Here is a 23,887-nt window from a genome sequence, read left to right as displayed (position 1 = left end):
CGCTTAAAACAAACAGTGAATTGCTGTATTATGACGCGCTTTCCTGATACTTGTCGCGGGTGTCTAATGTCTTACCTTACCAAGCTCCGTGGCGGCGTTGCGCTGTCGCCGTTCCGTCTTGAAAAACTGCTTGCCGCAGCCGCCGAAGCCGGGCTGCCGGATCTCAGCATCAGTGCCGAATTCTGGCATTTCGCCGAAAGCGAAACCGAACTGACGCTGGAAGAGCAGGCCACCCTGGGCAAGCTGCTGAGCTACGGCGAAGCGCCGCTGGCCGGCCAGCCGGATGGCGAACTGTTTCTGGTGACGCCGCGATTGGGCACTTTGTCGCCCTGGGCCTCCAAGGCCACCGATATCGCCCAGCACTGCGGGCTGGGAGGGATTCACCGCATCGAACGCGGCACCGCCTTCTGGGTTAAGTCCGCGCAACAATCTTTAAATGAAGAGGCTCGTCATATTTTGACGGGCCTCTTGCACGATAGGATGACGGAAACGGTGCTGCCGTCGCTGGACGACGCCGCGCGTCTGTTTGTCCATCAAGATCCGCAGCCGATGACGTCGGTGGACATTCTCGCCGGCGGCCGCGCGGCGCTGGAGGCGGCCAACGCCGACCTGGGTCTGGCGCTGTCCGAGGACGAGGTGGATTATCTGGTGGAAAACTTCACCAAGATGCGCCGCAACCCCACCGACGTTGAGCTGATGATGTTCGCGCAGGCCAACTCCGAGCACTGCCGCCACAAGATTTTCAACGCCAAATTCATCATCGACGGCGAGCAGCAGGAAAAATCGCTGTTCCGCATGATCCGGGACACCCACGATGCCAATCCGCAAGGCACGCTGGTGGCGTACAAGGACAACGCCTCGGTGATCGAGGGCGCCTTCATCGAGCGCTTCTATCCGCAGCCGGAAGGCCATGGCTACGCTTACCACAGCGAGCCCACCGACATCCTGATGAAGGTGGAGACGCACAATCACCCGACGGCGATTTCGCCGTTCGCCGGCGCGTCCACCGGCAACGGCGGCGAGATCCGCGACGAGGGCGCCACCGGCCGCGGTTCGCGTCCCAAGGCCGGCATGACCGGTTTCACCGTGTCCAACCTGAACATTCCGGGCTTTGTGCAGCCGTGGGAGCGTTACAGCGACGCGGCGGCGCAGTACGGCAAGCCGGAGCGCATCGCCTCCGCCTTGCAGATCATGCTGGAAGGCCCGATCGGCGGCGCGGCGTTCAACAATGAATTCGGCCGTCCCAACCTGACCGGCTATTTCCGCACCTTCGAAGAGGCGGTGGAGGGCGAGATGCGCGGCTATCACAAGCCGATCATGATCGCCGGCGGCCTGGGCAACATCCAGCAGCAGCAAATCCACAAGAACGAGATTCCGGAAGGCGCGCTGCTGATCCAGTTGGGCGGCCCCAGCCTGCTGATCGGCCTGGGCGGCGGCGCGGCTTCGTCGATGGATACCGGCGCCAATAGCGCGGACCTGGACTTCGACTCGGTGCAGCGCGGCAACCCGGAAATCGAACGCCGCTGCCAGGAAGTGATCGACCGCTGCTGGCAGATGGGCGACGCCAACCCCATCGTGTCGATTCACGATGTGGGCGCGGGCGGCCTGTCCAACGCCTTCCCGGAACTGGTGAACGACGCCGGCCGCGGCGCCATCTTCCATCTGCGCAAGGTGCATCTGGAAGAAAAGGGCATGACCCCGATGCAGATCTGGTCCAACGAGTCGCAGGAGCGCTATGTGATGGCGGTGCTGCCGCAGGACCTGGAACGCTTCAGCGCGCTGTGCGAGCGCGAGCGCTGCCCGTTCGCGGTGCTGGGCGTAGCCACCGACGACGGCCATCTGCAAGTGCGCGACGACCACTTCGACAACAAGCCGGTGGACATGCCGCTGGAGGTGTTGCTGGGCAAGCCGCCGCGGATGACCCGCGACGTGGTCACCCGCGAACGCGATCTGGCCATTTTCGACGCCTCGCGCTTTGAACTGAAGGAAACCGCGCTGCGCGTGCTGCGCAACCCGACGGTGGCGGACAAGTCCTTCCTGATCACCATCGGCGACCGCACCGTGGGCGGCATGACCGCGCGCGATCAGATGGTGGGCCGCTGGCAGGTGCCGGTGGCGGACGTGGCCGTCACCACCATGGGCTTCAACACCTATCGCGGCGAGGCGATGGCGATGGGCGAACGCACGCCCACCGCGCTGTTCGACGCGCCGGCCTCCGGCCGCATGGCGATAGGCGAGGCGCTGACCAATATCGCCGCCTCCTTCGTGGGCCATCTGGGCAACGTCAAGCTGTCCGCCAACTGGATGGCCGCCGCCGGCCACCCGGGCGAGGAAGCGCGCCTGTACCGCACGGTGGACGCGGTGTCCAAGCTGAGCCAGGACCTGGGCATCAGCATCCCGGTGGGCAAGGATTCCCTGTCGATGAAGACGGTGTGGGAAGAGGCCGGCGAGAAGAAGGCGGTGACCGCGCCGCTGTCGCTGATCATTTCCGCCTTCTCCCCGGTGGAGGACGTGCGCAAGACGGCCACGCCGGAGCTGAAAGAGGACAAGGACACCGATCTGATCCTGATCGACCTCGGTTACGGCCGCTGCCGTCTGGGCGGTTCCATCTACGGCCAGGTGTGGAAGGCGATGGAAGGCAAGGCGCCGGACGTGGAGAGTCCGCATCAGCTGGCGGCTTTCTTCAACACCGTGCAGACGCTGTTGCGCGACGATATGTTGCTGGCCTATCACGACCGTTCCGACGGCGGCCTGTTCGTGACCTTGTCGGAAATGATGTTCGCCGGCCATATCGGCGTCACCATCGATCTGCAGGAATTGGTGATCGAGCGCAAGAACACCCAGCGCATCATCGACGACTTTGTGCAGCCCACCCAGGAAGCCGCCACCCATGGCCGCCTGATGCGGGTGCTGTTCAATGAAGAGCTGGGCGCGGTGTTGCAGGTGAAGAAATCCGACACGCCGGAAGTGATCTCGCGCTTCATGAAGGCCGGCATCGGCCGCGAGCTGTTCGTGATCGGCCGCGTCAACAACAAGGACCGCCTGGTGATCAAGCACCGCGGCGTGGAGTTGTTCAACGAGAGCCGTTCCGATCTGCACCGCGAGTGGTCCGAGACCAGCGCCCGCATGCAGCGCCTGCGCGACAACCCGGCCTGCGCCGACAGCGAGCACCTGCTGCGTTCCAGCCCGAAAGCACCGGGCCTGAGCGCCAAGCTGAGCTTCGACGTGCACGCGGACCCGGCGGCGCCCTTTGTCGCCGGCGGTGCGCGTCCGCGCCTGGCGGTGCTGCGCGAGCAGGGCGTCAACGGCCAGCTGGAGATGGCGGCGGCGTTTGACCGCGCCGGCTTCGACACCGTGGACGTGCACATGAGCGACATCATCAGCGGCCGGGTGTCGCTGGCGGACTTCAAGGGCCTGGCCGCCTGCGGCGGCTTCAGCTACGGCGACGTGCTGGGCGCCGGCGAGGGCTGGGCCAAGAGCATTCTGTTCAACCCGCGCGCCCGCGAACAGTTCGAGGCCTTCTTCGGCCGCGGCGACACCTTCGCGCTGGGCGTGTGCAACGGCTGCCAGATGATGTCCAATCTGTCGTCCATCATTCCGGGCGCCGAGCACTGGCCCAAGTTCCACCGCAACGCTTCCGAGCAGTTCGAGGCGCGCTTCGCCATGGTGGAAGTGACGGCTTCGCCGTCCATCTTCCTGTCCGACATGGTGGGCAGCCAGCTGCCGGTGGTGGTCAGCCACGGCGAGGGCCGCGCGGTGTTCGCGCCGGGCGCGCAGGAGCAGGCGCTGACGGCGCTGCGCTACGTCGATTTCGACGGCCGCGCCACCCAGACCTATCCGCTGAACCCCAACGGCTCGCCGGCCGGCATTACCGGGGTGACCACGGCCGACGGCCGCTTCACCATCATGATGCCGCACCCGGAGCGGGTGTTCCGCACCGTGCAGAACAGCTGGCATCCGGCGGACTGGGGCGAGAACGGCGCTTGGTACCGGATGTTCGCCTCCGCCCGCCGCTGGGTGGGTTGAGCGGCGAGCCATGGCGGGCCGGCTGTCCGGCCCCGTCTGGAGCGGTATCGAAACGGAAGCTCAGGCTTCCGTTTTTTCATGGTCAGCGCGGGTTCAGGCCGTGGCCGGCGTCGCGAGCCGCCGCGCGCACCGCTTCCAGCAGCAGCCGCGCCTTGCGCGGGATGCGACGGTTGGCGAAGACGGCGTGCATCTGCGGATTGTCGCCGTGGCTGGAGACGATGCGGTAGTCCGGGCAGAGCCGCAGCAGCTGGCCGGAGCGCACCAGCGGTTCGGCCAGCCAATCGCCCAGCCGGGCGACGCCCAGGCCGGCCAGCACGGCGTGCAGCACCGCGCTGCCGGAGCTGACGCGGTGCCAGGGCGTCAGGTTGAGGCTGAGCTGATGATCGGCGGACACGAAGTTCCAGGCTTTCAGCACGCGCGGCGCGGAGTGGATCAGCACCCGGTGTTCCGGCAATTGTTCCGGCGTTTGCGGCGCGCCGTGGCGCTCGACATAGCCCGGGCTGGCGTAGAGGTGGCGCTGGTAGTCCCACAGCGGATAGCCGATCAGCTCGCTGGAGGCGGGGAAGGCGCCGCGGATGCTGAAGTCCAGCTTTTCGCGGATCGGGTCCAGTATGGTGTCGCTGTAGAGCACGTCGAAGCGCAGCTCCGGGTTGGCGTCGGCCATGCGCGCCAGCACCGGCGGCAACAGCGCGTGGCTCATCGCCTCCGGCGCGGAGAAACGCAGCAGGCCGCGCGGCGCCTCGCTCAAGGCCGCCAGTTCGTCCTCGGCTTCTTCCTGCAGGTCCAGCATTTTGCGCGCGGAGACGTAATAGCTTTCGCCGGCCAGGGTCAGATTGACCTGTTTTTGCGAGCGCGCCAGCAGGCTGCCGCCCAGCGCTTCCTCCAGCGCCTGCACCGCGCGAGTGACGCTGCTGGGCGAGGTGCCCAGCTGGCGCGCGGCGGCGACAAAGCTTTTTCTTTCCACCACCGCGCAGAACACGCGCAATTCCCACAGCGATTTCATCTAGGCCTCGTGATTGCGATTTTTGCAATACGGTATTGCAAGCACGCGCCGCTGGCAAGGCATAGAATCTTGTCCTAACTGTAAGCGGCGCGGAGCCGGGAGACGTGGATGTTGTTGACCTTGAGTTTTCTATGCGTGATCGCCTTCGCCGCCGGCCTGGTGGACGCCGCGGTGGGCGGCGGCGGGCTGATCCAGATTCCGGCGATGTTCAGCGCCTTGCCCAATCTGGCGCCGGCCACGGTGTTCGGCACCAATAAACTGGCGGCGGCGATGGGCACCTTGTCCGCCGCGCGCTCCTATCTGAAGCGGGTCCGGGTGCCGTGGCGGCTGGTGTTGCCGGCTGCTGCTGCTGCTTTCTTCATGTCCATCGCCGGCGCGGCCACGGTCAGCCTGATCGACAAGGCGGTGTTGCGGCCGCTGGTGCTGGCGCTCTTGGTGGTGATGGCGGTGTACACCTTGTGGAAGAAGGACTTCGGCTCTCTGCACAAGCCGGTGGCGATAGGCCGGCGCGAAATGGCGATAGGCATGGCCATAGGCGGCGCGATCGGCTTTTACGACGGTCTGTTCGGCCCCGGCACCGGCAGCTTCCTAATGTTTCTGTTCATCCGCTTCTTCGCCTTCGACTTTCTGCACGCCTCGGCCTCGGCCAAGGTGGTGAACCTGACCACCAACTGCGCGGCGCTGCTGTTCTTCATCCCCGCCGGCCACGTGCTGTTCCAGTACGCGCTGCCGATGGCGGTGTGCAATATGGCCGGCGCGATGGTGGGCACCTGGGTGGCGATGAAGAAGGGCACCGGCTTTGTGCGGGTGTTGTTCCTGCTGCTGACCAGCACCTTGATCTTGAAGCTGGGCTGGGACATCTTCCAGGGCTGAGCGCCCGCTCAAAGCCCGCCGCGCTTTGGCCGACGCGTTGGGCGGCGCGCGCCGGCTTAGAGCCCCTCAGGCGCGGCATGGGCCAGGCCGCCGTCTCGGCCGCAAGGCCCGGTCTCACCCTCGCTCGCGAGACTTTGAACAGGTTCTAAGACCGGCCGCTTGACGAAAGCGGCTTTTGAACTCTGGCGCGGCGTCCTTTATCATGCGGGTTGTCGTCACCCCCGCCGAGAGTTTATGCATCCATCACGTTGCCCGCCCGCCGCGCGGGCGCGGCATTTGCGCGAGCTGCCCAATATCGGCCCCAGCCTGGCCGAAGACCTGCGCCTGCTCGGCATCGAACAGCCCTCGCAGTTGCGCGGCGCCGAGCCCCTGCGGCTGTACCACCGCTTGTGCGAACTCACCGGAACGCGGCAGGACCCGTGCGTGCTGGACACGCTGATGTCGGTGGTGCACTACATGGACACCGGCGAGGCGCGGCTGTGGTGGAGCTTCACCGCCGAGCGCAAGGCGAAGGGCGGCTACTGATGGCGCGTCCGGACGCCGATTCCAAACTGACCGCCTGCCACGATTGCGACCTGCTGATGCGGGTGGCGCTGACGGGCGAGGGGCGGGCGTGCTGCCCGCGCTGCGGCGCCCAGGTGCGCGGCTACGGCGCGCAGCGCCAGGACGCCGAGCTGGCGCTGTTGCTGACCGGGGTGATCGCCTTTCTGCTGGCCAACGTCTATCCGGTGGTGACGCTGGAGGCCGCCGGCGCCCGCAGCGCGGCCACCTTGTGGCAGACCGTGGTGGCGCTGGAGCAGCAGGGCATGCTGTCGGTGGCGATGCTGGTGATGTTCACCGGCATCGTGATGCCGTCGCTGGAGCTGGGCAGCATGCTCTACGTGCGGCTGCCGCTGGCCTTCGGCCATGTGCCGCGCGGCTTTCCCTGGCTGATGCGGCTGAAGATACTGACCCGGCCGTGGTGCATGGTGGAAGTGTTTCTGCTGGGCATTCTGGTGTCGCTGGTCAAACTGGTCAGCCTGGCCACCGTGCATGTGGGCGTGGGCCTGATGGCCATGTTCGCCTTGATCATTCTGATGGCGGCCAGCGCCAGCCGTTTCAATCCTGAAGACTTGTGGGAGCGTTATCAGCAATGCCGGGCCACCGCGTGAAAACCGCCGCCCAGTCCGGCCTGTGGCTGTGCCACGGCTGCGGACTGCTGTGCCGCGCCGGCGAAGGCGCTCAATCCTGCCCGCGTTGCCACGCGGCGCTGCACGCGCGCAAGCCGCACAGCCTGCAGCGCAGCTGGGCCTTGCTGCTGGCGGCGATGGTGGCCTATCTGCCGGCCAATCTGCTGCCTATCATGGAAACCTCCACCATCATGGGCATGCAGAACGACACCATCATGAGCGGGGTGGTGTATTTGTGGAAATCCGGCTCTTGGCCGCTGGCGCTGGTGGTGTTCACCGCCAGCGTGCTGGTGCCGCTGTTGAAAATTTTGGCCTTGCTGCTGTTGCTGGTGACTGTGCAGCTGGGCTCCGGCTGGGCGCCGCGGCAGCGCACGCGGCTGTATCGGGTGGTGGAGGTGATAGGCCCGTGGTCGATGCTGGACATTTACGTGGTGGCCCTGATGGTGGCGCTGGTGCAATGGCAGTCGCTGGCCTCGATCAAGGCCGGGCCGGGGGCGATCGCCTTCGGCACGGTGGTGGTGCTGACCATGGTGGCGGCGATGAGTTTCGATCCCAGGCTGATCTGGGATCAGGTAAAGGAAGACGATGAGCAGTGATCAACCCGAAAAACCGGCCGCAGCCGGCGAGGACTTGCCGGCCGCGGTGCCGGTGAAGCGGCGGCGCTGGTCGCCGTCGCTGGTGTGGCTGATTCCGGTGGTGGCGGCGGTGATAGGCGGCTGGCTGGCGGTGAACGCGGTGTTGTCGCGCGGGCCCACCATCACCATCGCCTTCCAGAACGCGGAAGGGCTGGAGGCCGGCAAGACCCGGATCAAGTACAAGGACGTGGAGATAGGCGAGGTCAAGGCGGTGTCGGTGAGCCCGGACCGCCAGTCCATCCTGGTCACCGCGGAACTGAGCAAGAAGGTGGACGATTATCTGGTGGCGGACAGCCGCTTCTGGGTGGTGCGGCCGCGCATCTCCGGCGGCAGCGTGTCCGGCCTGGGCACGGTGCTGGGCGGCTCCTACATCGGCATGGACGTGGGCAAGAGCAAGGAGCGCCGCACCGAGTTCAAGGGCCTGGAAGTGCCGCCCATCGTCAACGCGGACCTGCCGGGCAAGCTGTTCCAGCTGCGTTCCGACAATCTGGGTTCGCTCAACGCCGGCTCGCCGGTGTATTTCCGCCGCGTGCCGGTGGGCCAGGTGGTGGGTTACGAGCTGGACCCGGCCGGCAGCGCGGTGAAGCTGTCGGTCTTCGTCAACGCGCCCTATGACCACTTCGTCACCGTCAACAGCCGCTTCTGGCACGCCAGCGGCATCGACGTGGCCATCGGCGCCAACGGTCTGAGCGTCAACACCCAGTCCTTGGCGGCGATCGCGCTGGGCGGCATCGCTTTCGAAACGCCGTTGAGCGACGGGCCGGACCAGGCGCCGGACGCCAAATACATGTTCCTGCTCAACGAAACCCGCGAGAAGGCGCTGCAAAACCGCGACCGCGAAACCCAGTCCTTCCGGCTGAAGTTCCGCCAGTCGGTGCGCGGCCTGACCGTGGGCGCGCCGGTGGATTTCCGCGGCATCACCTTCGGCGAGGTCACCGCCATCGGCATCGAATACGCGGCGGCGCGCAAGGATTTCGACATGACGGTGGACATCCGCACCTATCCCAGCCGGCTCAACACCCTGTCCGGCGACCACAGCCTGTCGGCCAAGATTTCCGTGGAGTCGCTGGTGCGCAACGGCCTGCGCGCCCAGCTGCGTTCCGGCAGCCTGATCACCGGCCAGCTCTACGTGGCGCTGGACTTCTTCCCCGAGGCCAAACCGGCCAAGGTGGCGATGCGCAACGGCATGACCGAGCTGCCGACGCTGCCGGGCGATCTGGAAGAACTGCAGCGGGTGTTGCAGCGCATCGCCCGCCGCCTGGACAAGGTGCCGTTCGACAGCATAGGCGAGGAGCTGAACCAGTCGCTGAAATCGCTGCATCAGACGCTGGACGGCATGCGCAAGCTGTCCGAGAACATGGACGGCAAGGTGTTGCCGCAGGCGGTGAAAACGCTGGAAGACTTGCAAAAGACGCTGGAAAGCACGCGCCAGGCGATGCAGGCGGATTCGCCGCTGCAGCAGGACGTGCGCGCCGCCGCGCAGGAGGTGTCGGAAACGGCGCGCAGCTTCCGCGCGCTGGCCGATTACCTGGATCGTCATCCGGAAGCGCTGATACGCGGCAAGGGAGAGAAAAAATGAAGTCCATCGCGCTGAGCCTGACTCTGCTGGCGCTGCTGAGCGCCTGCGCCTCGCCGCCCACCACCTTCCATCAGCTGCGGCCGGCCTTGCCGGCGGCGGCCGCGGCCCCCGTGCTGGGCGCCAGCGTGATGGTGGGGCCGGCTAGCCTGCCCGCGGGGCTGGAGCGGCCGCAGCTGGTGGTGGAAGACGCCGCCGGCAATGTCGAGCTGCTGGACCTGCAGCGCTGGGCCGGGCCGCTGGACCGGATGCTGACTCAGGCCGTGGCGGCGGACCTGTCCCGCGCGCTGGGCCTGGTCAGCGTCTACGCTTATCCGCAACCGGGCATGGGCGGCGGCGATGTCCGCGTGTTGCTGGACGTGCGCCAGCTGCGGCTGCGCCCGGGGCGCGACGCCTCGCTGGAAGTGGCCTGGCAGGCCTTGCCGGCGCAGGGCGACAAGAAGCCGCTGGCCAGCGGCTATTTCCTGCAGAGCCGGCCCTTGGCGACGGCGGACGCCGCGGCGGCCACGGCCGGCCTGCAGGCGCTGGTGACCGACTTGAGCCGCCGGCTGGCCGGCGAACTGGGGCCGGCCCTGGCCGGCTTCAAGCGCTAGGCGGCGCCGGCGGGCGCCGCTGCGCCCACGGTTGCGCCTGCTCCAGCTGGCGCGCCAGTTGCAGCAGGGTAAGGTCGTCGCCGCAGCGCGCGACGAATTGCACCCCTATCGGCAGGCCGGCGGCGTTCCAGTGCAGCGGCACGCTCATCGCCGGCTGTCCGCTCATATTGAAGGGGATGGTCCAGCCCAGATATTCCATCATCCGGCGCGAGGTCTCCGGGATCAGCTGGCCGAAGCGCAGCGTCCAGTCCCAGCCCAGCTTGCCCAGCATCCAGCGCGAAACCATGGCCTCGGCCGCGCTGGGGGCCAAGCCGCCGACGAGGGCGGGCGGCTGGTTCAGCGTCGGGGTGGCCAGCACGTCGTAGCGCTGGTGGAAGGCTTCCATCGCCCGGGCCTGTGACCAGGCGAAGCCGCGCGCCCAGACCAGCTCTCCGGCGCTGAGGCGTTCGCCGTAGCGCGCCAGCGCCCAGCTGGCCGCTTCCAGTTGCTCGTGCCGCACCCGCTTGCCGGTCTGGCGTTCGATGTCGCGCAGCAAGCCTGCCATCTCGCCGCAGATGATCGCCAGCATCGCGCGGTTGTACTCCTCCGGCGACGCCAGCGGCGGCGACGCTTCCTCCACCTCGTGTCCCAAGCCCCGCAGCAGCGCCAGCGCGCTGTCCAGCGCGGCGGCGCAGTCCGGATGCAGCGCGCCGCCCAGAATGGGGCGCTTGCTCCAGGCGATGCGCAGTTTGTCGGGTTCGCGCTGATGCGCGGCGAAGAAGCTTTGCTCCGGCGCCGGCCAGTAATAGGCCTCGCCGCCGCGCGGGCCGCCGGCCAGCAGGTCCAGCATCACCGCGCTGTCGCGCACGCTGCGCGTCAGCGCGTGCTGGCAGACCAGGCCTTGCCAGCCCTCGCTGTAGTCCGGCCCGGCCGGGCCGCGGCCGCGGGTGGGCTTGAGACCGAACACGCCGCAGTTGGACGCCGGGATGCGGATGGAGCCGCCGCCGTCGCCGCCGTGGGCGATGGGCACGATGCCGGCGGCCACCGCCGCCGCCGAGCCGCCGCTGGAGCCGCCCGGCGTGCGCGTCAGGTCCCAGGGGTTGCGGCTGAGGCCGTAGACCTCGGATTCGGTGTAGGGGCTGAGGCCCAGCTCCGGGGTGGCGGTCTTGCCGATGAAGATCAGGCCGCCCTGGCGGTAGCGCTGGATGATGTCGGCGTCGCGCGGCGCGACGTAGCCGTCGAACAGGCGGCTGCCGTTGCGGGTGGGCACGCCGGCGATGTCGGCCAGCAAGTCCTTGATCAGCACCGGGCAGCCGGCGAGCGGGCCGGCGCCTTGCGCCTGTTTCAACTGGGCCTGGGCTTGTTCCGGCAGCGGCAGGCACACCGCGTTCAGTGCCGGGTTCCATCGTTCCAGCCGGGCCTGGGCGGCGGCCGCGGCCTCGCCGGCGCTGATCTGGCCGTCGGCGATCAGCTGGGCGATGCCGACGCCGTCGTAGTCTTCGTATTCTTTGAAACAGTTCATGCCTGTCTCCGAGGTTCGGGGCGATGCGGAGGGTTTGCCGCCGGCCAGCGTAATCGAATGGAATGACTTGTTGGCCGCGCCGCAACTCAATAAAATCGCATGCGATGAGCTTGCCTGTCGATGAAATGCAATATGAATTTTACGGAAGAGGCGCGACGATGCGCAAATTGAAAGCGGGGGGCGCCGCGAGCTTGGGCGGCCTGGTTTTGGGTTTGTTGGCGGCCGGCGCCGCGGCGGCGGAAGCGCCCGCGCGACCGCCGGCCTTGGGCAAGGAGTCCGTTTACGCTTACGCCGAGCTGGCCCAGGGCCGGCAGACCTTCGACGCGTTCCGCTCGCTGGCGCCGGGCGCCGAGCTGCGCTATCGGCTGTATCCGCACCCGCCGCGGCGGGATGTGGCGCTGTCCTGGCGCGACGGGCGTGGCGGCAAGGGCGCGGTCAAGCTGGCGGCGGACCGCAGTTTCGCGCTGGAGCCGCTGGCGGGTCTGGAGCGGCGGAAGGCGCAGTTGGTGGCCAATCTGCCGTTCTCGGAGCTGAGCTGGCGTCCGGTGGTGAGCAGCGGCGGCCTGCCGGCCAATGTGCGGCGGCTGGGCGATTTGCGGCTGGAATGCATGGTGGGCGCGCAGGGCCGGCTGAGCCTGCGCGACGAGCGCAAGCTGGCTTGCCTGCCGCCGCCGGAAACCGCGTGCGGGGAGGATGTGGTGGCGTGCGCGCGCCGGGCTTCGGTGGCCTTGGGCGAGGCCATGCTCAAGGGGTTGACGCGCTTGCAGGATGAGAAGAACCCCTACGATCAAGGCCGGGCCCAGTATCTGTTCATCTCCGACAAACCGGTGTTCAGCGTCACCCTGCTGGAGGGCGGCCGCCAGTTCACCCTGCCTGCGATCTGGCTGTACGGCCGCGCGGAGCCGTTCACGCCCTTCTTCCAGTGGCCGTATCCGCGCGAATACCTGTATTCGGTGCCGCTGGAAGTGGGCGAGTGGTCCAATGACGCGCAAGTGGTGCTCGAGCCCATGGTGGGGGAGGACGGCAAATGAAGAAGCGATGGTTGGCGCTGTGTTGCGTCTGTTGGCTGACGGCGTGCGCCAGCAACGGCAGCAAGCAACTGGAAGGGGCGGACGAGCCGGCGGTGAAGCGGATGCTGCAAAGCGGAGGCAGCCGGCGCGAGGTGCTCGACGCCTTCGGCGAGCCGCAGGACCGGATACGTTTTTCCGGCGGACGCGAACTGTGGGTCTACAGCTATGTCCAGTATCGGCCGCAGTTGCAGAACTTCACCGATCTGGGGCCCTTGTTCAGCGCGCAGAACCGTTACGATAAGGAGCTGGTGCTGTTGTTCGACGTCGGCGGCAAGGTGTTGCAGTGGCGCTTGTCCACCCGCGAGGAGGTGCGCGGCACCGGCGCGCTGAACCAATCGCCGGCCGGGTGACGGCCGCCGCGTAGCCAGTTGCGGCGGCATCCCCTACAATACGGGGAAAATGCAACAGCGGACTTGACGATGCATGCGGTCAGCCCGGTCCTTGCCTTGGATGCGAGGGCCGGCGCGAACGCCGCGGCGGGCGCAAGCCGCTTTTTTTATTACGGAACGAAATGATGGAACCAGTGCGCCTGTCGAAACGCATGGCCGAGTTGGGCTTGTGCTCGCGCCGCGAGGCCGATAGCTATATCGAACAAGGGTGGGTGAAGGTGGACGGCGAAGTGGCCGTCCTCGGCCAGAAAGTGTTGCCGCACAATCTGATCGAAGTGGACAAGAAGGCTCAGGACGCGCAGGCCTCGCGCGTCACCATCCTGCTGAACAAGCCGATGGGCTATGTGTCCGGCCAGGCCGAGGACGGCTACGAGCCGGCGGTGGTGCTGGTCAAGCCGGAAAACCAGTGGGCGGAGGACAAGAGCCGCCGCCGCTTCTCCCCGCAGCATCTGAAAGGGCTGGCGCCGGCCGGCCGCCTGGACATCGATTCGGTGGGCCTGCTGATTCTGACTCAGGACGGCCGAGTGGCCAAGCAGATCATCGGCGAGCATTCCAGCGTGGACAAGGAGTACCTGGTGCGAGTGGAGGGCGAACTTTCCGACGAAGGTTTGCGTCTGCTCAACCATGGTCTGGAGCTGGATGGTAAAAAATTGCTGCCGGCCACCGTGGCCTGGCAGAACGAGGACCAGTTGCGCTTCGTGCTGCGCGAGGGCAAGAAACGCCAGATCCGCCGCATGTGCGAGCTGGTGGGGCTGCGCGTGGTGGGCCTGAAGCGGATTCGCATCGGCAAGGTCAAGCTGGGCAATCTGCCCACCGGCCAATGGCGCTATCTGCGCGACGACGAATCGTTTTAATCGTTTTCATCCGGCCGCAAGGCCGGCTATCAGCGGGGGACGCATGTTAGGGCGCTTGTTGCAAAGATGGGGGCTGGACGCCGAAAGCCGGCAGCAGCAACGGGAGTTGACGCAGGCGATAGAGAGCCTGATCGACGCCACGGACAAGCGCTTGCGCCTGTCTCCCGGTTATCTGGAAGCGCTGGCGCCGGGCATGCGCGTCGCCCAGGCCTATCTGGCCGAGCTGCCGAGCCGGATGCCCGAGCCGCTGGCGCTGTCCTTGCGCGGCTTTGCTCAGGACCCGCGGCTGGGCCTGCTGTTTTCCGGACCGGCCAGCCTGTTGTCCTGCCTGCGCCAGAGCGAGTCCTTGCGCAATTTCTTCCTGTCCGCCAGCCAGGGCGACGAGGCCTGGGCCTTGCTGTCGATGGCGCGCAGCGAGACCGGCCGCCTGGGCGTGGCGATGGAGGGCGGCGAATTGCGTCGCGAAGTGCCGCAGCAGGTGGTGAGCTTCGACGGCCATAGGCTGGCGATGCCCTGCGCGTCGCGCGAGCAGCTGCGCGAGCGCAGCGCGCGGCGCAGCGAGGAAATGCTGACCACGGTGATCGCGCGGCGGCTGAGCCTGCTGGAACAGCTGCGTCAGACGCTGGACAACGAGATGTCGCGGCTGCAGCTGCGGCTGAGCGTGCTGCGTTGCGAGGCCGGCACGGTGGTGGACGGCTCGTCCGACGGCTCTCCGTTGCCGGACAGCTGCGAGGGAGTCGAGCGCCGCATCGCCGAGATCGAGCCGCAGCTGCGCGAGGCGCGCGGCGCGCTGAGCCTGGAGGGGCTGCTGGAAACGGTGCGCCAGGTGCTGGAGCATCCCGCCGAGCATTTCCGGCTTGAGTGGCAAGTCCTCTACCTGAACCGCATGGGGGTGAAGCAGGATGGGCCGGGCGAGGATGTCACCGAACTGGCGTTCGAGGAGCTGGTGTTGGGTCGGGCCCAGCCGTTTCGCCGCGCGCTGATGCCGGTGCGGGTGACGCGGCAGGCGCTGGCGGAGCTGGAGCGGGAATTCGGCAGCGACTGAAGCGGGGCCGGCTGCGTCAACGCGGGCTGTGCAAAGCCAAAACAGCGGCTATGCTGGAACTGTAGAGTCGCTTTCGATCAGCCTTCAGGGCGGCTGATTGAGTCTGCCCCGGCACCAGGCCGGGGTTTTTTTGCGCCGGCCGCATCGCGTTGGGATATTTTGCGGCCAAAGCGCGCGAAACGCCCGCCGGGGCTTGCTTTGTGCTATCCTTGCGCCCCTCTTCAGCAACGACTGTGACCCGTCACTCAAGCCATGAAAGATCCTTGCGATCACTACACCTTCGATCTGATTGGCGGCGTCCGCAAAAAGCCGGGCCGCAAGCCGCTGGGCGAGCGCGCGATGACGGTGGCCGAGCGCAAGCGCCGCAGCCGAGAGCTGCGCCGCAGCCGTCTGCAGGAGCTGTCGGTGACGGTGGAGCTGAGCCGCGACGCGCAGAAGTCCCTGGGCAAGATGATTGAGTGGTGGGGCGTCAGCAAGAAGGAGGCGATCAATCGCGCGCTGATGATAGCCTGTCAATCGCAGACCGGTCGCACCGCTCAGCTGTTCGAGTTCGAGTTGCCGCCGGAGGCGCGGCGGAAGGGCAAGAAGGCGGCGGGCGGCAAGTCCGGCGTTTGAGATGGAATGGATAGGCGAAAGGCCGGGCAAATTGCCCGGCCTTTTGTCGTTTGCGCGCCGACGTTAGCCGTAGCGCTTGGCCGCCTCGATCGCCAGGCCGCTGCCGATGCTGCCGAACAGGTCGCCCTCCACATGGCGGGCCTGGGGCAGCAGGCGCTTGATGCTGTCGCGCAGCGCCGGCACGCCGCTGGAGCCGCCGGTGAAGAAGACGGTGTCGATGTCGCCGGCCTGGGTGCAGGCGTCGGCCAGCAGCTGCCGCACGGTGGCGCCGATCTGGCCCAGCATCGCGTCTATGCTGTGGTTGAACTGGTCGCGGCTCAGCTCGCAGTGCAGGCCGGCCTCGATATGGCCGAGGTCCAGCTGGTGCGAGGCCTCGTCCGACAGCGCGATCTTGGCGGCTTCCACCTGCATCGCCAGTCGGTGGCCGGCGCGGTCCTGGATCAGGCGGAACAGCCGGTCCAGAACCTGGGGCTGCGCCGCGTCGCGATGCACGTCCTGCAGATCCATCCAGGCCTTGCGGGTGTAGGCGAAGTTGATGGTGTGCCAGGTGGCCAGGTTGAAGTACTGGCTGGACGGCATCTCCGCGTTGTTGCGCAGCCGGCTTTTGAAGCCGAACAGCGGCATCACGCCGTGCAGGCTCAATTGCTTGTCGAAGTCGGTGCCGCCGATGTGCACGCCGCCGGTGGCGAGGATGTCGTCGCGGCGTTCGTCCAGGCGGTGGCGTTCGGGCGCCAGCCGGATCAGGGTGAAGTCCGAGGTGCCGCCGCCGATGTCGACGATCAGCACCAGCTCTTCGCGGTCCAGTCGGGCTTCGTAGTCGAAGGCGGCGGCGATGGGCTCGAACTGGAAGGACACGTCCTTGAAGCCCACCTGGCGCGCGATCTCGCCCAGCGTGGATTCGGCTTCGGCGTCGGCCTTGAGGTTGTCGTCGACGAAGTGAACCGGGCGGCCCAGCACCACTTGTTCGAACGGGCGCTCGGCGGCGCGGTCGGCGCGCAGCTTCAGCTCTTGGATGAACAGGCTGAGCAGGTGGCGGAAGGGCAGCGCCTTGCCTTGCACTTCGGTCTGGCTGTCGATCAGGTTGGAGCCCAGCAGGCTTTTCAGCGAGCGCATCAGCCGGCCTTCGTAGCCTTCCATGTATTCCTGCAGCGCCAGCCGGCCGAACACGGAATGATCTTCCTCGTAATTGAAGAACACCACCGAGGGCAAGGTGATCTTGCCGTCCTCCAGCGTCAGCAGGGTGGCTTGGTTCGGGCGCAGCCATCCCACGGTGGAGTTGGATGTGCCAAAGTCAATGCCGCAGGCGCGGGCCGTAGTCTGCGTGTTCATATTCCCTCCCGTAAAGCGAGGCGCGATGGTACGCGGATTGGCGCGGCAAGGGAAGGCTTTGGCAGCCAAATCAAGCGTTTTGTCGCTTTGACGCGGCCGGCGGCGCCTGCCTTTTGGCCGGGGAACGAGGTGGCCGCGGCGCAATGGGTATATGCTGAAAGCGCGCCCCGCAGGCGCTGGGGCGGATAATGGACTGAATGGAAAGGATCCAGGCATGAATAAACTGATCGTGATGTTTGTTGCATTGGCGCTGGGGAGCGGAGGCCTGTCCGGCTGCGCGAACATGTCCGAAACGCAGAAAGACACCGGCACCGGCGCGGCGATTGGCGCGGTGGCCGGCGCGGTGCTGGGCGGGTTGACCGCCGGCGGCAACCCCGGACGCAGCGCGGCCACCGGCGCCGCCCTGGGCGCGGCGCTGGGCGCCGGCGGCGGCTATCTGTGGTCCAAGCACATGCAGGAGCAGAAGGCCGCGATGGAGCAGGCGACCAAGGGCTCCGGCGTCAGCGTCAGCCAGACCGCGGACAATCAGCTGAAGCTGGATATTCCCAGCGATGTGTCTTTTGACGTGGGCCGCTACGACGTCAAGCCCAATTTGCGGCCGATTCTCGATCGTTTCGCCGCCACCTTGAACCAGAATCCGGTGACCACGGTGAAAATCGTCGGCCATACCGACAACACCGGCTCCAACGCGGTCAACGACCCCTTGTCGCTGAACCGCGCCCGCGCCACTCGCGACTATCTGACCGCGCGCGGCGTGGCGGAGGGGCGGATCAGCATCGCCGGCCGCGGTTCGCACGAGCCGGTGGCGAGCAACGCCAGCGCCGCGGGACGGGCGAAGAACCGGCGGGTTGAAATCTTCGTGGGCGAGGCCGCGCGCGGCTGACGCGGGCGGATGGGCCGAAGAGGGCGGGCGCCGCGCGAGGCGCGCCGCCCTTTCGTTTTTTACGGCGAGCGGGTCGGGGCTGGTTTGTTAAATTTTAAATGTAATACGTAATATGTTTTAAAGCGGCGCTTTGCTAGAATGTCGGCCACGACAAACGGGCATTTCAGGCATGGCGACAGACATTTATTCGCGCATCCGGCAGGCGGCGTTCGAGCTGGTGGGCGAAGGCGTATGGCCGACGGTGATGGAGGTTAGAGCCAGAATCGGCGCGGGCTCCAATACCACGATCAACAACACCTTGAAAGAATGGCGGCAGGAGTTTCTGTCGCGGGTGGCGGTGTCGTCGCGACGGCCGGATTGGCCGGCCGGCCTGGCCGAGGCCTTCGAGCAAGTGTGGCAGCGAGCCTGCGACGAGGCGGACGGGCGGCTGGAGTCCTTGCGCCAGGACGCGGAAACCGCGGTGGCCCAGGCGGCGGCGGAGACTCGCGAACTGGAGGCGGGGCTGGCGGCGCGCCAGGCTGAGTTGCAGTCCGCCCTGCGCGAACTGGAACTGCGCGCCGCGCGGCTGGCGGATCTGGAAGGGCGCTTGCAGGGCGAGGAAACCCGGCGCCAGATGCTGGAACGGGCGCGGCAGGAGCAAGAGGAGCGGCTGGAGCAGTCCCGGAAGGAGTTGGCCGAGGTCCGGCGCCAGGCCGAGCAACGCCAGCAGGAGTTGGAAGAGCGCGCGGAACTCAAGGTGCAGGAAGCGCGCGAAGAAGCCGCGCGCCGCGAAGCGCTGGCCTATGAGCGGCTGGAAGGCTTGCGGCTGCGGCTCTACGAACAGATGGAGGAGGAGCGCCGGACCATGCAACAGGCGCAGGTGCGGCAGGAGGAGGCTTTGCAGCAAAGCCGGCGCGAGCGGACGCGGCTGGAGGGGGAGTGGCGCGACCGCCTGGCGGAGCGCGAGCGCGACAACGGTCGGCTGGAGGCGCGGCTGGAATGGCTGGAAGGGCGCAACGCCGCCTTGGAGCAGGACGCGCTGCGACAGGCGGTGCAGCTGGAGCAGACCTCGGCGCGCCTGCTGGATATGGCCAGCGAGAACAGCCGGCTGGCCGGCGAGATGAATCTGGGCGCGGAGCGGCAGCTGGCGCGCTTGGTGGAGATACTGGCCGGGTCGCGGCAGGAGCTGTTGGCGCTGGACGAGGCCGGCTTGCGCGAATGGCTGGGGCGGCAGCTGCAGTTGCCGCTATTGGGCTGAGCGGCTTTGCCGGGAGCGTGTTTCTACTAAGTGCTTGCCACGATGCCGCTGGAAGCGGGCTTTGCTAATTTGTCGTGAGGATTGTCCTTATTGGAGGCAATATGACTTTCGGCGAATACTACCGCGCCCCGGCCTTGATCACCCTGCTGGCCTTGCTCGTGTGGTGCGGCTTGTGCTGGGCGGACGGGGGCTCGCTCTGGCAGGGGGTGCTGGCGATGGCCGCGGGCAAGAATCTGTCCATTCTGTCCGGTTTGGCCGTGTTCTGGATTCTGGAGCTGGCGGGGCGCGTTTGGTCGCGGTCTCGCGAGGGGCGCGATTCGATGCGCTTGCAGCTATAGCCGGCGGAGCCGGTTGGACCATTGAGAAAGCGCGCCGCCGGGCGCGCTTTTTTCATGCTCGCATCGGTGCGGCACGCAATCCCGCGAGCCGGGACGGGGCGCTTCCCGGAGCCGCTAACAAAACCTCGCAGAGAACCCGAGTCAAGGCGCGCCGCCGCAGGCGGTGCTCGTGGCACGACAAGGAGGCGCAGCGCAGGATCGGGGTTTTGTCGGCGGATCTTAAAGCAGGCGCGCGAGTCCCGCCGCGATGCGCTCCAGGTATTCGGCGTCCACCGCGTCGAAACTGGCCAACTCGCTGGAGTCCACGTCCAGCACCGCGGCCACCTCGCCGGCGGCGTTGCGGATCGGCACCACGATTTCCGAGCGGGCGCTGGACGAGCAGGCGATGTGGCCGGGGAAGGCGTCGACGTCTTCCACCACCAGGGTTTTGCCGGCCTGCCAGGCGCTGCCGCAGACGCCTTTGCCGAAGGGGATGCGGGTGCAGGCGATCGGGCCCTGGAAGGGGCCGAGCACCAGTTGCTTGTCCTTGACCAGGTAGAAGCCGGTCCACAGCCAGTCGAAGCTGCCGTGCAAGGCGGCGCAGAGATTGGCCAGCGCGGCGATCTGGTCGGTTTCGGATTCAATCAGCGCCAGCGCTTGCGGCAATAGGGTTTGATAGCGCTCTTGTTTGTCGGCGCCGTGGATGATCAGCTGTTCTGCCATGGGGTGTCGTCGGGGTGTGGCTGGGAAAAACGACAGCATACACAGCGGGGGGCTAAAAAGAAAACGCCACCCTGGGGTGGCGCTGCAAGCGGAGCCGACGGCGGGCGCGTCACATCATGTGCTGGCCGCCGTTCATCGCCACGTTGGCGCCGGTGATGAAGCCGGCCTGTTCGGAGGCGAGGAAGGTCACCAGAGCGGCGATTTCCTCGGGCTTGCCCAGGCGGCCCACCGGGATCTGGGCGACGATCTTGTTGCGGACGTCTTCCGCCACCGCCATCACCATATCGGTGGCGATGTAGCCGGGCGAAATGGTGTTGACGGTCACGCCCTTGCGCGCCACTTCCTGCGCCAGGGCCATGGTGAAGCCGTGCATGCCGGCCTTGGCGGCGGAGTAGTTGGTCTGGCCGAACTGCCCCTTCTGGCCGTTGATCGAGGAAATGTTGATGATGCGGCCGAAGCCGCGGTCGCCCATGCCGTCCACCACCGGCTTGGTCATGTTGAACAGAGAGTCAAGATTGGTGCGCAACACCGCGTCCCAGTCTTCCTTGGTCTGCTTCTTGAAGCTGCAGTCGCGGGTGATGCCGGCGTTGTTGACCAGCACGTCGATCGGCCCCAGGTCTTTGGCCACCTTTTCGGCCAGTTCCTTGCAGGCTGCGGTGTCGGTGACATCGCATTGATAGGCGTGGATATCCTTCAGTCCCAGCCCCTTCATGTCGGCGAGCCAGGCTTGTTCTCGGCCGGGCTTGCTGTAGGTGGTGACTACGATGTGACCGCTTTCCGCCAGGGCTTTGCAGATGGCGGTACCAATACCGCCCATGCCTCCGGTTACGAGTGCGATTCGCTTAGTCATAGTGCTGGCTCCTTTTTAGCTGTCTGTCCGGATATGCTTATGCGATACGACTTTCAGTTTTTTAGGATAAGTGAATTACCCGTGTATGTGAATGGAAAGTACGCACACCCTTCGTCACGGCTTAGACGGTGAAAGTTCATCCGTCAGCCGTTGCAGCAAAGACAGCCGGGACTTGGCGATGGCGCCGGACTCACATGAGGCCATGATGGCACAGTTCGGTTCCACGCGGTGCGAACAATTGTGGAAGCGGCATTGGCCGATCAGCGGACGCATTTCCGGGAAGTAGCGGGTCAGCTCGGCGGCCTTCAAATGCTTGAGGCCAAACTCCTGCAAACCGGGGGAATCGATCAGGTGGCTGTCCGCGTTCAGATGGTAGAGCGTGGCGTGGGTGGTGGTGTGGCGGCCGGAGTCCAGCGCGGTGGAGATGTCGCCGATGCGCGCGTTGGCGTCCGGCAGCAGCGCGTTGGTCAGCGTGGACTTGCCCATGCCGGACTGGCCGACGAAGACGCTGGTCTGGCCTTGCAGCAGCGGCAGCAGCGGCGCGACGTCCTGTTTGGCGGACAGGGTGACCACCTGATAGCCCAGTTGCCGGTACAGCTCCAGCTTGCGCAGCAAGTCCGCGGTTTCCGGCAAGTCCGCCTTGTTGACCACGATGACGGGATCGATGTCGCCGGCTTCCGCCGCGATCAGGCAGCGTCCCAGCAGTTCCTCGTTGGGGCTGGGCACCGCGGCGATCACGAACAGGATGCGGGTCACGTTGGCGGCGATGACCTTGGTTTTCCAGTCGTCCTGGCGGTAGAGCAGGCTGCGGCGTTCCTGCGAGCGCTCGATGACGGCCTGTTCCTTGTTCTGCACCAGGATGTCCACCCAGTCGCCGCAGGCGAAGTCGACGCGCTTGCCGCGGGTGGTGCAATCGTAAACCTGGCCGCCGGATTCAACGATGAAGCGGCGGCCGTGGCTGCGGATGATTTGTCCGGTCTGACCTGTCATGGGCGGGCCAGCAGCGCTTCGGTCTTGGCCGCGCAGATGAAGTCGTTCAGCGTCAGGCCGCCGGCGTCGTGGGTGCTGAAGTTGACGACGACGCGGTTGTAATGCACAGACAGGTCGGGGTGATGGTCTTCGCGGTGGGCGATCCAGGCCAGGGCGTTGACGAAGGCCATGGTGTCGTGGAAGTTGGCGAAGGGGAAGGTTTTGGTCAGTTCGATGCCGCGGATGTTCCAGCCGGGCAGCGAGCCCATCAATTGATTGACGGTGCTGGCGGCCAGCGGGCTGGCGCCGTGTTGGGCTTCGCAGGACAGTTCGAGCAGGTTCATGTCAGCGGTTTCCTTGTAGGTGGTTGATGCGCAGGGCGGCGGGCGGGTGCGAGTCGTAAAAAGCGGAATGCAGCGGGTCCGGCGTCAGCGTGGACGCGTTGTCGCGGTAGAGCTTGACCAGAGCCGACACCAGTTTGCCGGCGTCGGTCTCGCTGGCGGCGAAGTCGTCGGCCTCGTATTCATGGCGGCGCGACAGGCTGCTGGACAGCGGCGTGAACGGGAAGGTGAAGGCCGGCACCGCGGTGAAGAACAGGATCAGCGCCATCGCGGTGCTGGGCGTGGAGACGCCCAGGCCGGCGTAGAACCACGGCGCGTTCAGCAACTGGCCCAGCAGGAACAGGAAGCCCAGCGACAGCGCGAAGGCCAGCGCGATGCGCTTGGCGATGTGGCGGCGTTTGAAATGGCCCAGCTCATGCGCCAGCACCGCTTCGATCTCTGCGTGGTCCAGCTGTCCCAGCAGGGTGTCGAAAAACACGATGCGCTTGCCGGCGCCGAAGCCGGTAAAGTAGGCGTTGCCGTGGCTGGAGCGGCGCGAGCCGTCCATCACGAACACGCCCTGGCTCTTGAAGCCGGCGCGCTGCAGCAGCGCTTCGATGCGCGCCTTGAGCTCCAGGTCTTGCAGCGGGGTGAATTTATTGAACAGCGGCGCGATCAGCGTCGGGTAGAGCGCCACCATCAGCAACTGGAAGCCGGTCCAGACCAGCCACACCCACAGCCACCACAGCGGGCCGGAGATGTTCATCAGCCACAGCACCAGGGCCACCAGCGGCAGGCCGATGACGGCGCCCAGCAGCAGGCCCTTGATCTGGTCGATGATGAACAGCCGGGGCGTGGTCTTGTTGAAGCCGAAGCGGGCCTCGATGCCGAAAGTGGAGTACAGGCTGAGCGGAAAGCTGACGCAGCCGGTCAGCGCCGCCACGCCGACGATCAGCAGCAGGCCGGACAGCAGCGGCGAAGCGCTGGCGCCGGCGGCGACGCCGGCCAGCCATTGCAGTACGCCGCCAAAGGTCAGCGCCAGAATCACTAGGCTGTCCATCAGGGCGGAAAACAGGCTGAAGCGGGTCTTGGCGACGCAGTAATCGGCGGCCAGTTGGTGTTGTTGCAAGGAGATGGCGTCGCGGAAAGCCGCGGGCACTTCCGCGCGGTGGCGGGCGATGTGGCGGGCGTGGCGCCAGCCCAGCCAGATCTTTAGCGCGAGGGTGGCCGCCAGCGCGGCCAGGAAGAGAGAGCTGAATGCCTCGGTCATCGGAGTCCGTTATCTGCTGTCAGGTTTGCCGCCAGCGCGGCAATGAAGGAAAATGGCAGGGTTTTGCAAAGATTGGCAAGTATGACACAAGATCAAATGAACCTCATCTGGCTCGACATGGAAATGACGGGCCTGAATCCAGAGACCGACCGCATCATCGAAGTGGCGATGATAGTCACCGACAGCCAGCTGAACGTGGTGGCGGAATCGCCGGTGCTGGTGATCCATCAGCCCGACGAAGTGCTGAACGGCATGGACGACTGGAACAAGAACACCCACGGCAAGAGCGGGCTGATCGAGAAGGTCAAGGCCTCCACGCTGGCCGAGGCCGAGGCCGAGCAGATTCTGCTGGACTTCATGGCTCAGTACGTGCCGCCGCGGATCACGCCGATGTGCGGCAACACCATCCATCAGGACCGCCGCTTCATGGTGCGCTGGATGCCCAGGCTGGAAGAGTATTTCCATTATCGCAACCTGGATGTGTCTACGCTGAAAGAGTTGTGCAAGCGTTGGAAGCCGGAAGTGGCGCGCGGCGTGGTCAAGCGCGGCAAGCACGAGGCGCTGGCGGACATCCTGGAGTCTATCGAGGAGTTGCGCTACTACCGCGAGCATTTCCTCAAGCTGTAACCAGGGCGCTGTT

At 66.3% G+C, this 23,887-nt stretch carries 24 protein-coding genes; 16 read left to right on the top strand and 8 right to left on the bottom strand.

The window, feature by feature from the left end:
* The first annotated feature begins 66 nt into the window (after positions 1 to 66).
* Complete coding sequence (purL, locus tag VK98_RS18905) at positions 67 to 4,026, top strand: phosphoribosylformylglycinamidine synthase (RefSeq protein WP_048415527.1); 3,960 nt, start codon at positions 67 to 69, stop codon at positions 4,024 to 4,026.
* Positions 4,027 to 4,108: 82 nt separating this feature from the next.
* Here the strand turns inward: purL and VK98_RS18900 are convergent, their stop codons facing one another.
* A complete protein-coding gene (locus VK98_RS18900; protein WP_048415526.1) occupies positions 4,109 to 5,029 on the bottom strand; it encodes a LysR family transcriptional regulator in 921 nt (306 codons plus the stop codon).
* 108 nt (positions 5,030 to 5,137) lie between these two features.
* Between VK98_RS18900 and VK98_RS18895 the strand changes: the two genes are divergently transcribed.
* The 6 genes from VK98_RS18895 to VK98_RS22960 all read left to right on the top strand — a co-directional run bounded on the left by VK98_RS18895 (position 5,138) and on the right by VK98_RS22960 (position 9,875).
* The gene (locus tag VK98_RS18895; protein WP_197083101.1) at positions 5,138 to 5,902 is read left to right on the top strand and encodes a TSUP family transporter; all 765 of its coding nucleotides are present in this window, start codon (positions 5,138 to 5,140) and stop codon (positions 5,900 to 5,902) included.
* A 234-nt stretch (positions 5,903 to 6,136) separates the two neighbouring features.
* Positions 6,137 to 6,427 (top strand): helix-hairpin-helix domain-containing protein, encoded by a 291-nt coding sequence (locus tag VK98_RS18890; RefSeq protein ID WP_048415525.1) that lies wholly within the window; start codon positions 6,137 to 6,139, stop codon positions 6,425 to 6,427.
* Positions 6,427 to 7,053 carry a paraquat-inducible protein A gene (locus tag VK98_RS18885; protein ID WP_048415524.1) on the top strand — a complete coding sequence of 209 codons (627 nt, stop codon included), beginning with the start codon at positions 6,427 to 6,429 and terminating at the stop codon, positions 7,051 to 7,053. The genes VK98_RS18890 and VK98_RS18885 overlap by 1 nt, the downstream gene beginning before the upstream one ends.
* Positions 7,050 to 7,667, top strand: coding sequence for a paraquat-inducible protein A (locus VK98_RS18880; protein WP_197083100.1), 618 nt, complete (start codon positions 7,050 to 7,052; stop codon positions 7,665 to 7,667). Before VK98_RS18885 ends, VK98_RS18880 begins: the two co-directional genes overlap by 4 nt.
* On the top strand, positions 7,657 to 9,285 hold the full coding sequence (locus VK98_RS18875) for an intermembrane transport protein PqiB (RefSeq protein ID WP_048415522.1): 1,629 nt from the start codon (positions 7,657 to 7,659) through the stop codon (positions 9,283 to 9,285). The genes VK98_RS18880 and VK98_RS18875 overlap by 11 nt, the downstream gene beginning before the upstream one ends.
* Positions 9,282 to 9,875, top strand: a complete 594-nt coding sequence (locus VK98_RS22960; RefSeq protein ID WP_053077487.1) for a membrane integrity-associated transporter subunit PqiC — start codon at positions 9,282 to 9,284, stop codon at positions 9,873 to 9,875. The genes VK98_RS18875 and VK98_RS22960 overlap by 4 nt, the downstream gene beginning before the upstream one ends.
* On the opposite strand, the gene VK98_RS18865 is transcribed toward VK98_RS22960, so the two are convergent.
* Positions 9,865 to 11,376: an amidase gene (locus VK98_RS18865; protein WP_048415521.1), complete on the bottom strand. Its 1,512-nt coding sequence runs from the start codon at positions 11,374 to 11,376 to the stop codon at positions 9,865 to 9,867. The genes VK98_RS22960 and VK98_RS18865 overlap by 11 nt on opposite strands.
* A gap of 158 nt (positions 11,377 to 11,534) precedes the next feature.
* Here VK98_RS18865 and VK98_RS18860 point away from each other — a divergent pair, with 158 nt between their 5' ends.
* The 5 genes from VK98_RS18860 to VK98_RS18840 all read left to right on the top strand — a co-directional run bounded on the left by VK98_RS18860 (position 11,535) and on the right by VK98_RS18840 (position 15,349).
* Positions 11,535 to 12,407 (top strand): hypothetical protein, encoded by an 873-nt coding sequence (locus VK98_RS18860; protein ID WP_048415520.1) that lies wholly within the window; start codon positions 11,535 to 11,537, stop codon positions 12,405 to 12,407.
* A complete protein-coding gene (locus VK98_RS18855) occupies positions 12,404 to 12,796 on the top strand; it encodes a hypothetical protein (protein WP_048415519.1) in 393 nt (130 codons plus the stop codon). Before VK98_RS18860 ends, VK98_RS18855 begins: the two co-directional genes overlap by 4 nt.
* Positions 12,797 to 12,960: 164 nt before the next feature.
* Entirely contained in the window at positions 12,961 to 13,689 is a 729-nt protein-coding gene (locus VK98_RS18850; RefSeq protein ID WP_048415518.1) for a pseudouridine synthase, read from the top strand.
* A gap of 55 nt (positions 13,690 to 13,744) precedes the next feature.
* On the top strand, positions 13,745 to 14,734 hold the full coding sequence (locus VK98_RS18845; RefSeq protein ID WP_156187957.1) for a hypothetical protein: 990 nt from the start codon (positions 13,745 to 13,747) through the stop codon (positions 14,732 to 14,734).
* 252 nt (positions 14,735 to 14,986) lie between these two features.
* On the top strand, positions 14,987 to 15,349 hold the full coding sequence (locus tag VK98_RS18840) for a hypothetical protein (RefSeq protein ID WP_048415516.1): 363 nt from the start codon (positions 14,987 to 14,989) through the stop codon (positions 15,347 to 15,349).
* A 63-nt stretch (positions 15,350 to 15,412) separates the two neighbouring features.
* Here VK98_RS18840 and VK98_RS18835 read toward each other — a convergent pair whose 3' ends face one another.
* Positions 15,413 to 16,678: an Hsp70 family protein gene (locus VK98_RS18835; RefSeq protein WP_048415515.1), complete on the bottom strand. Its 1,266-nt coding sequence runs from the start codon at positions 16,676 to 16,678 to the stop codon at positions 15,413 to 15,415.
* Positions 16,679 to 16,892: 214 nt separating this feature from the next.
* Here VK98_RS18835 and VK98_RS24460 point away from each other — a divergent pair, with 214 nt between their 5' ends.
* From VK98_RS24460 to VK98_RS18820, 3 genes are all read left to right on the top strand, one after another.
* On the top strand, positions 16,893 to 17,561 hold the full coding sequence (locus tag VK98_RS24460; protein WP_048415514.1) for an OmpA family protein: 669 nt from the start codon (positions 16,893 to 16,895) through the stop codon (positions 17,559 to 17,561).
* A 169-nt stretch (positions 17,562 to 17,730) separates the two neighbouring features.
* Positions 17,731 to 18,798: a DNA-binding protein gene (locus tag VK98_RS18825; protein ID WP_048415513.1), complete on the top strand. Its 1,068-nt coding sequence runs from the start codon at positions 17,731 to 17,733 to the stop codon at positions 18,796 to 18,798.
* A 101-nt stretch (positions 18,799 to 18,899) separates the two neighbouring features.
* Positions 18,900 to 19,136 carry a hypothetical protein gene (locus VK98_RS18820; protein ID WP_048415512.1) on the top strand — a complete coding sequence of 79 codons (237 nt, stop codon included), beginning with the start codon at positions 18,900 to 18,902 and terminating at the stop codon, positions 19,134 to 19,136.
* Positions 19,137 to 19,355: 219 nt separating this feature from the next.
* On the opposite strand, the gene VK98_RS18815 is transcribed toward VK98_RS18820, so the two are convergent.
* From VK98_RS18815 to VK98_RS18795, 5 genes are all read right to left on the bottom strand, one after another.
* The gene (locus VK98_RS18815; RefSeq protein WP_048415511.1) at positions 19,356 to 19,838 is read right to left on the bottom strand and encodes a GAF domain-containing protein; all 483 of its coding nucleotides are present in this window, start codon (positions 19,836 to 19,838) and stop codon (positions 19,356 to 19,358) included.
* A 109-nt stretch (positions 19,839 to 19,947) separates the two neighbouring features.
* A complete protein-coding gene (phbB, locus tag VK98_RS18810) occupies positions 19,948 to 20,688 on the bottom strand; it encodes an acetoacetyl-CoA reductase (RefSeq protein WP_048415510.1) in 741 nt (246 codons plus the stop codon).
* A 114-nt stretch (positions 20,689 to 20,802) separates the two neighbouring features.
* Positions 20,803 to 21,678 carry a ribosome small subunit-dependent GTPase A gene (rsgA, locus tag VK98_RS18805; protein WP_048415509.1) on the bottom strand — a complete coding sequence of 292 codons (876 nt, stop codon included), beginning with the start codon at positions 21,676 to 21,678 and terminating at the stop codon, positions 20,803 to 20,805.
* A complete protein-coding gene (locus VK98_RS18800) occupies positions 21,675 to 22,001 on the bottom strand; it encodes a 4a-hydroxytetrahydrobiopterin dehydratase (RefSeq protein ID WP_048415508.1) in 327 nt (108 codons plus the stop codon). The genes rsgA and VK98_RS18800 overlap by 4 nt, the downstream gene beginning before the upstream one ends.
* 1 nt (position 22,002) lies before the next feature.
* A complete protein-coding gene (locus VK98_RS18795) occupies positions 22,003 to 23,247 on the bottom strand; it encodes a M48 family metallopeptidase (RefSeq protein ID WP_048415507.1) in 1,245 nt (414 codons plus the stop codon).
* A gap of 81 nt (positions 23,248 to 23,328) precedes the next feature.
* Here VK98_RS18795 and orn point away from each other — a divergent pair, with 81 nt between their 5' ends.
* The gene (gene orn, locus VK98_RS18790) at positions 23,329 to 23,874 is read left to right on the top strand and encodes an oligoribonuclease (protein ID WP_048415506.1); all 546 of its coding nucleotides are present in this window, start codon (positions 23,329 to 23,331) and stop codon (positions 23,872 to 23,874) included.
* Positions 23,875 to 23,887 lie beyond the last annotated feature (13 nt).

The organism is Chromobacterium sp. LK11 (assembly GCF_001043705.1).
Lineage (GTDB): Bacteria > Pseudomonadota > Gammaproteobacteria > Burkholderiales > Chromobacteriaceae > Chromobacterium > Chromobacterium alkanivorans.
Note: the sequence above shows the minus strand (reverse complement) of the source record. Positions and strands in the feature narration are given on the sequence as shown.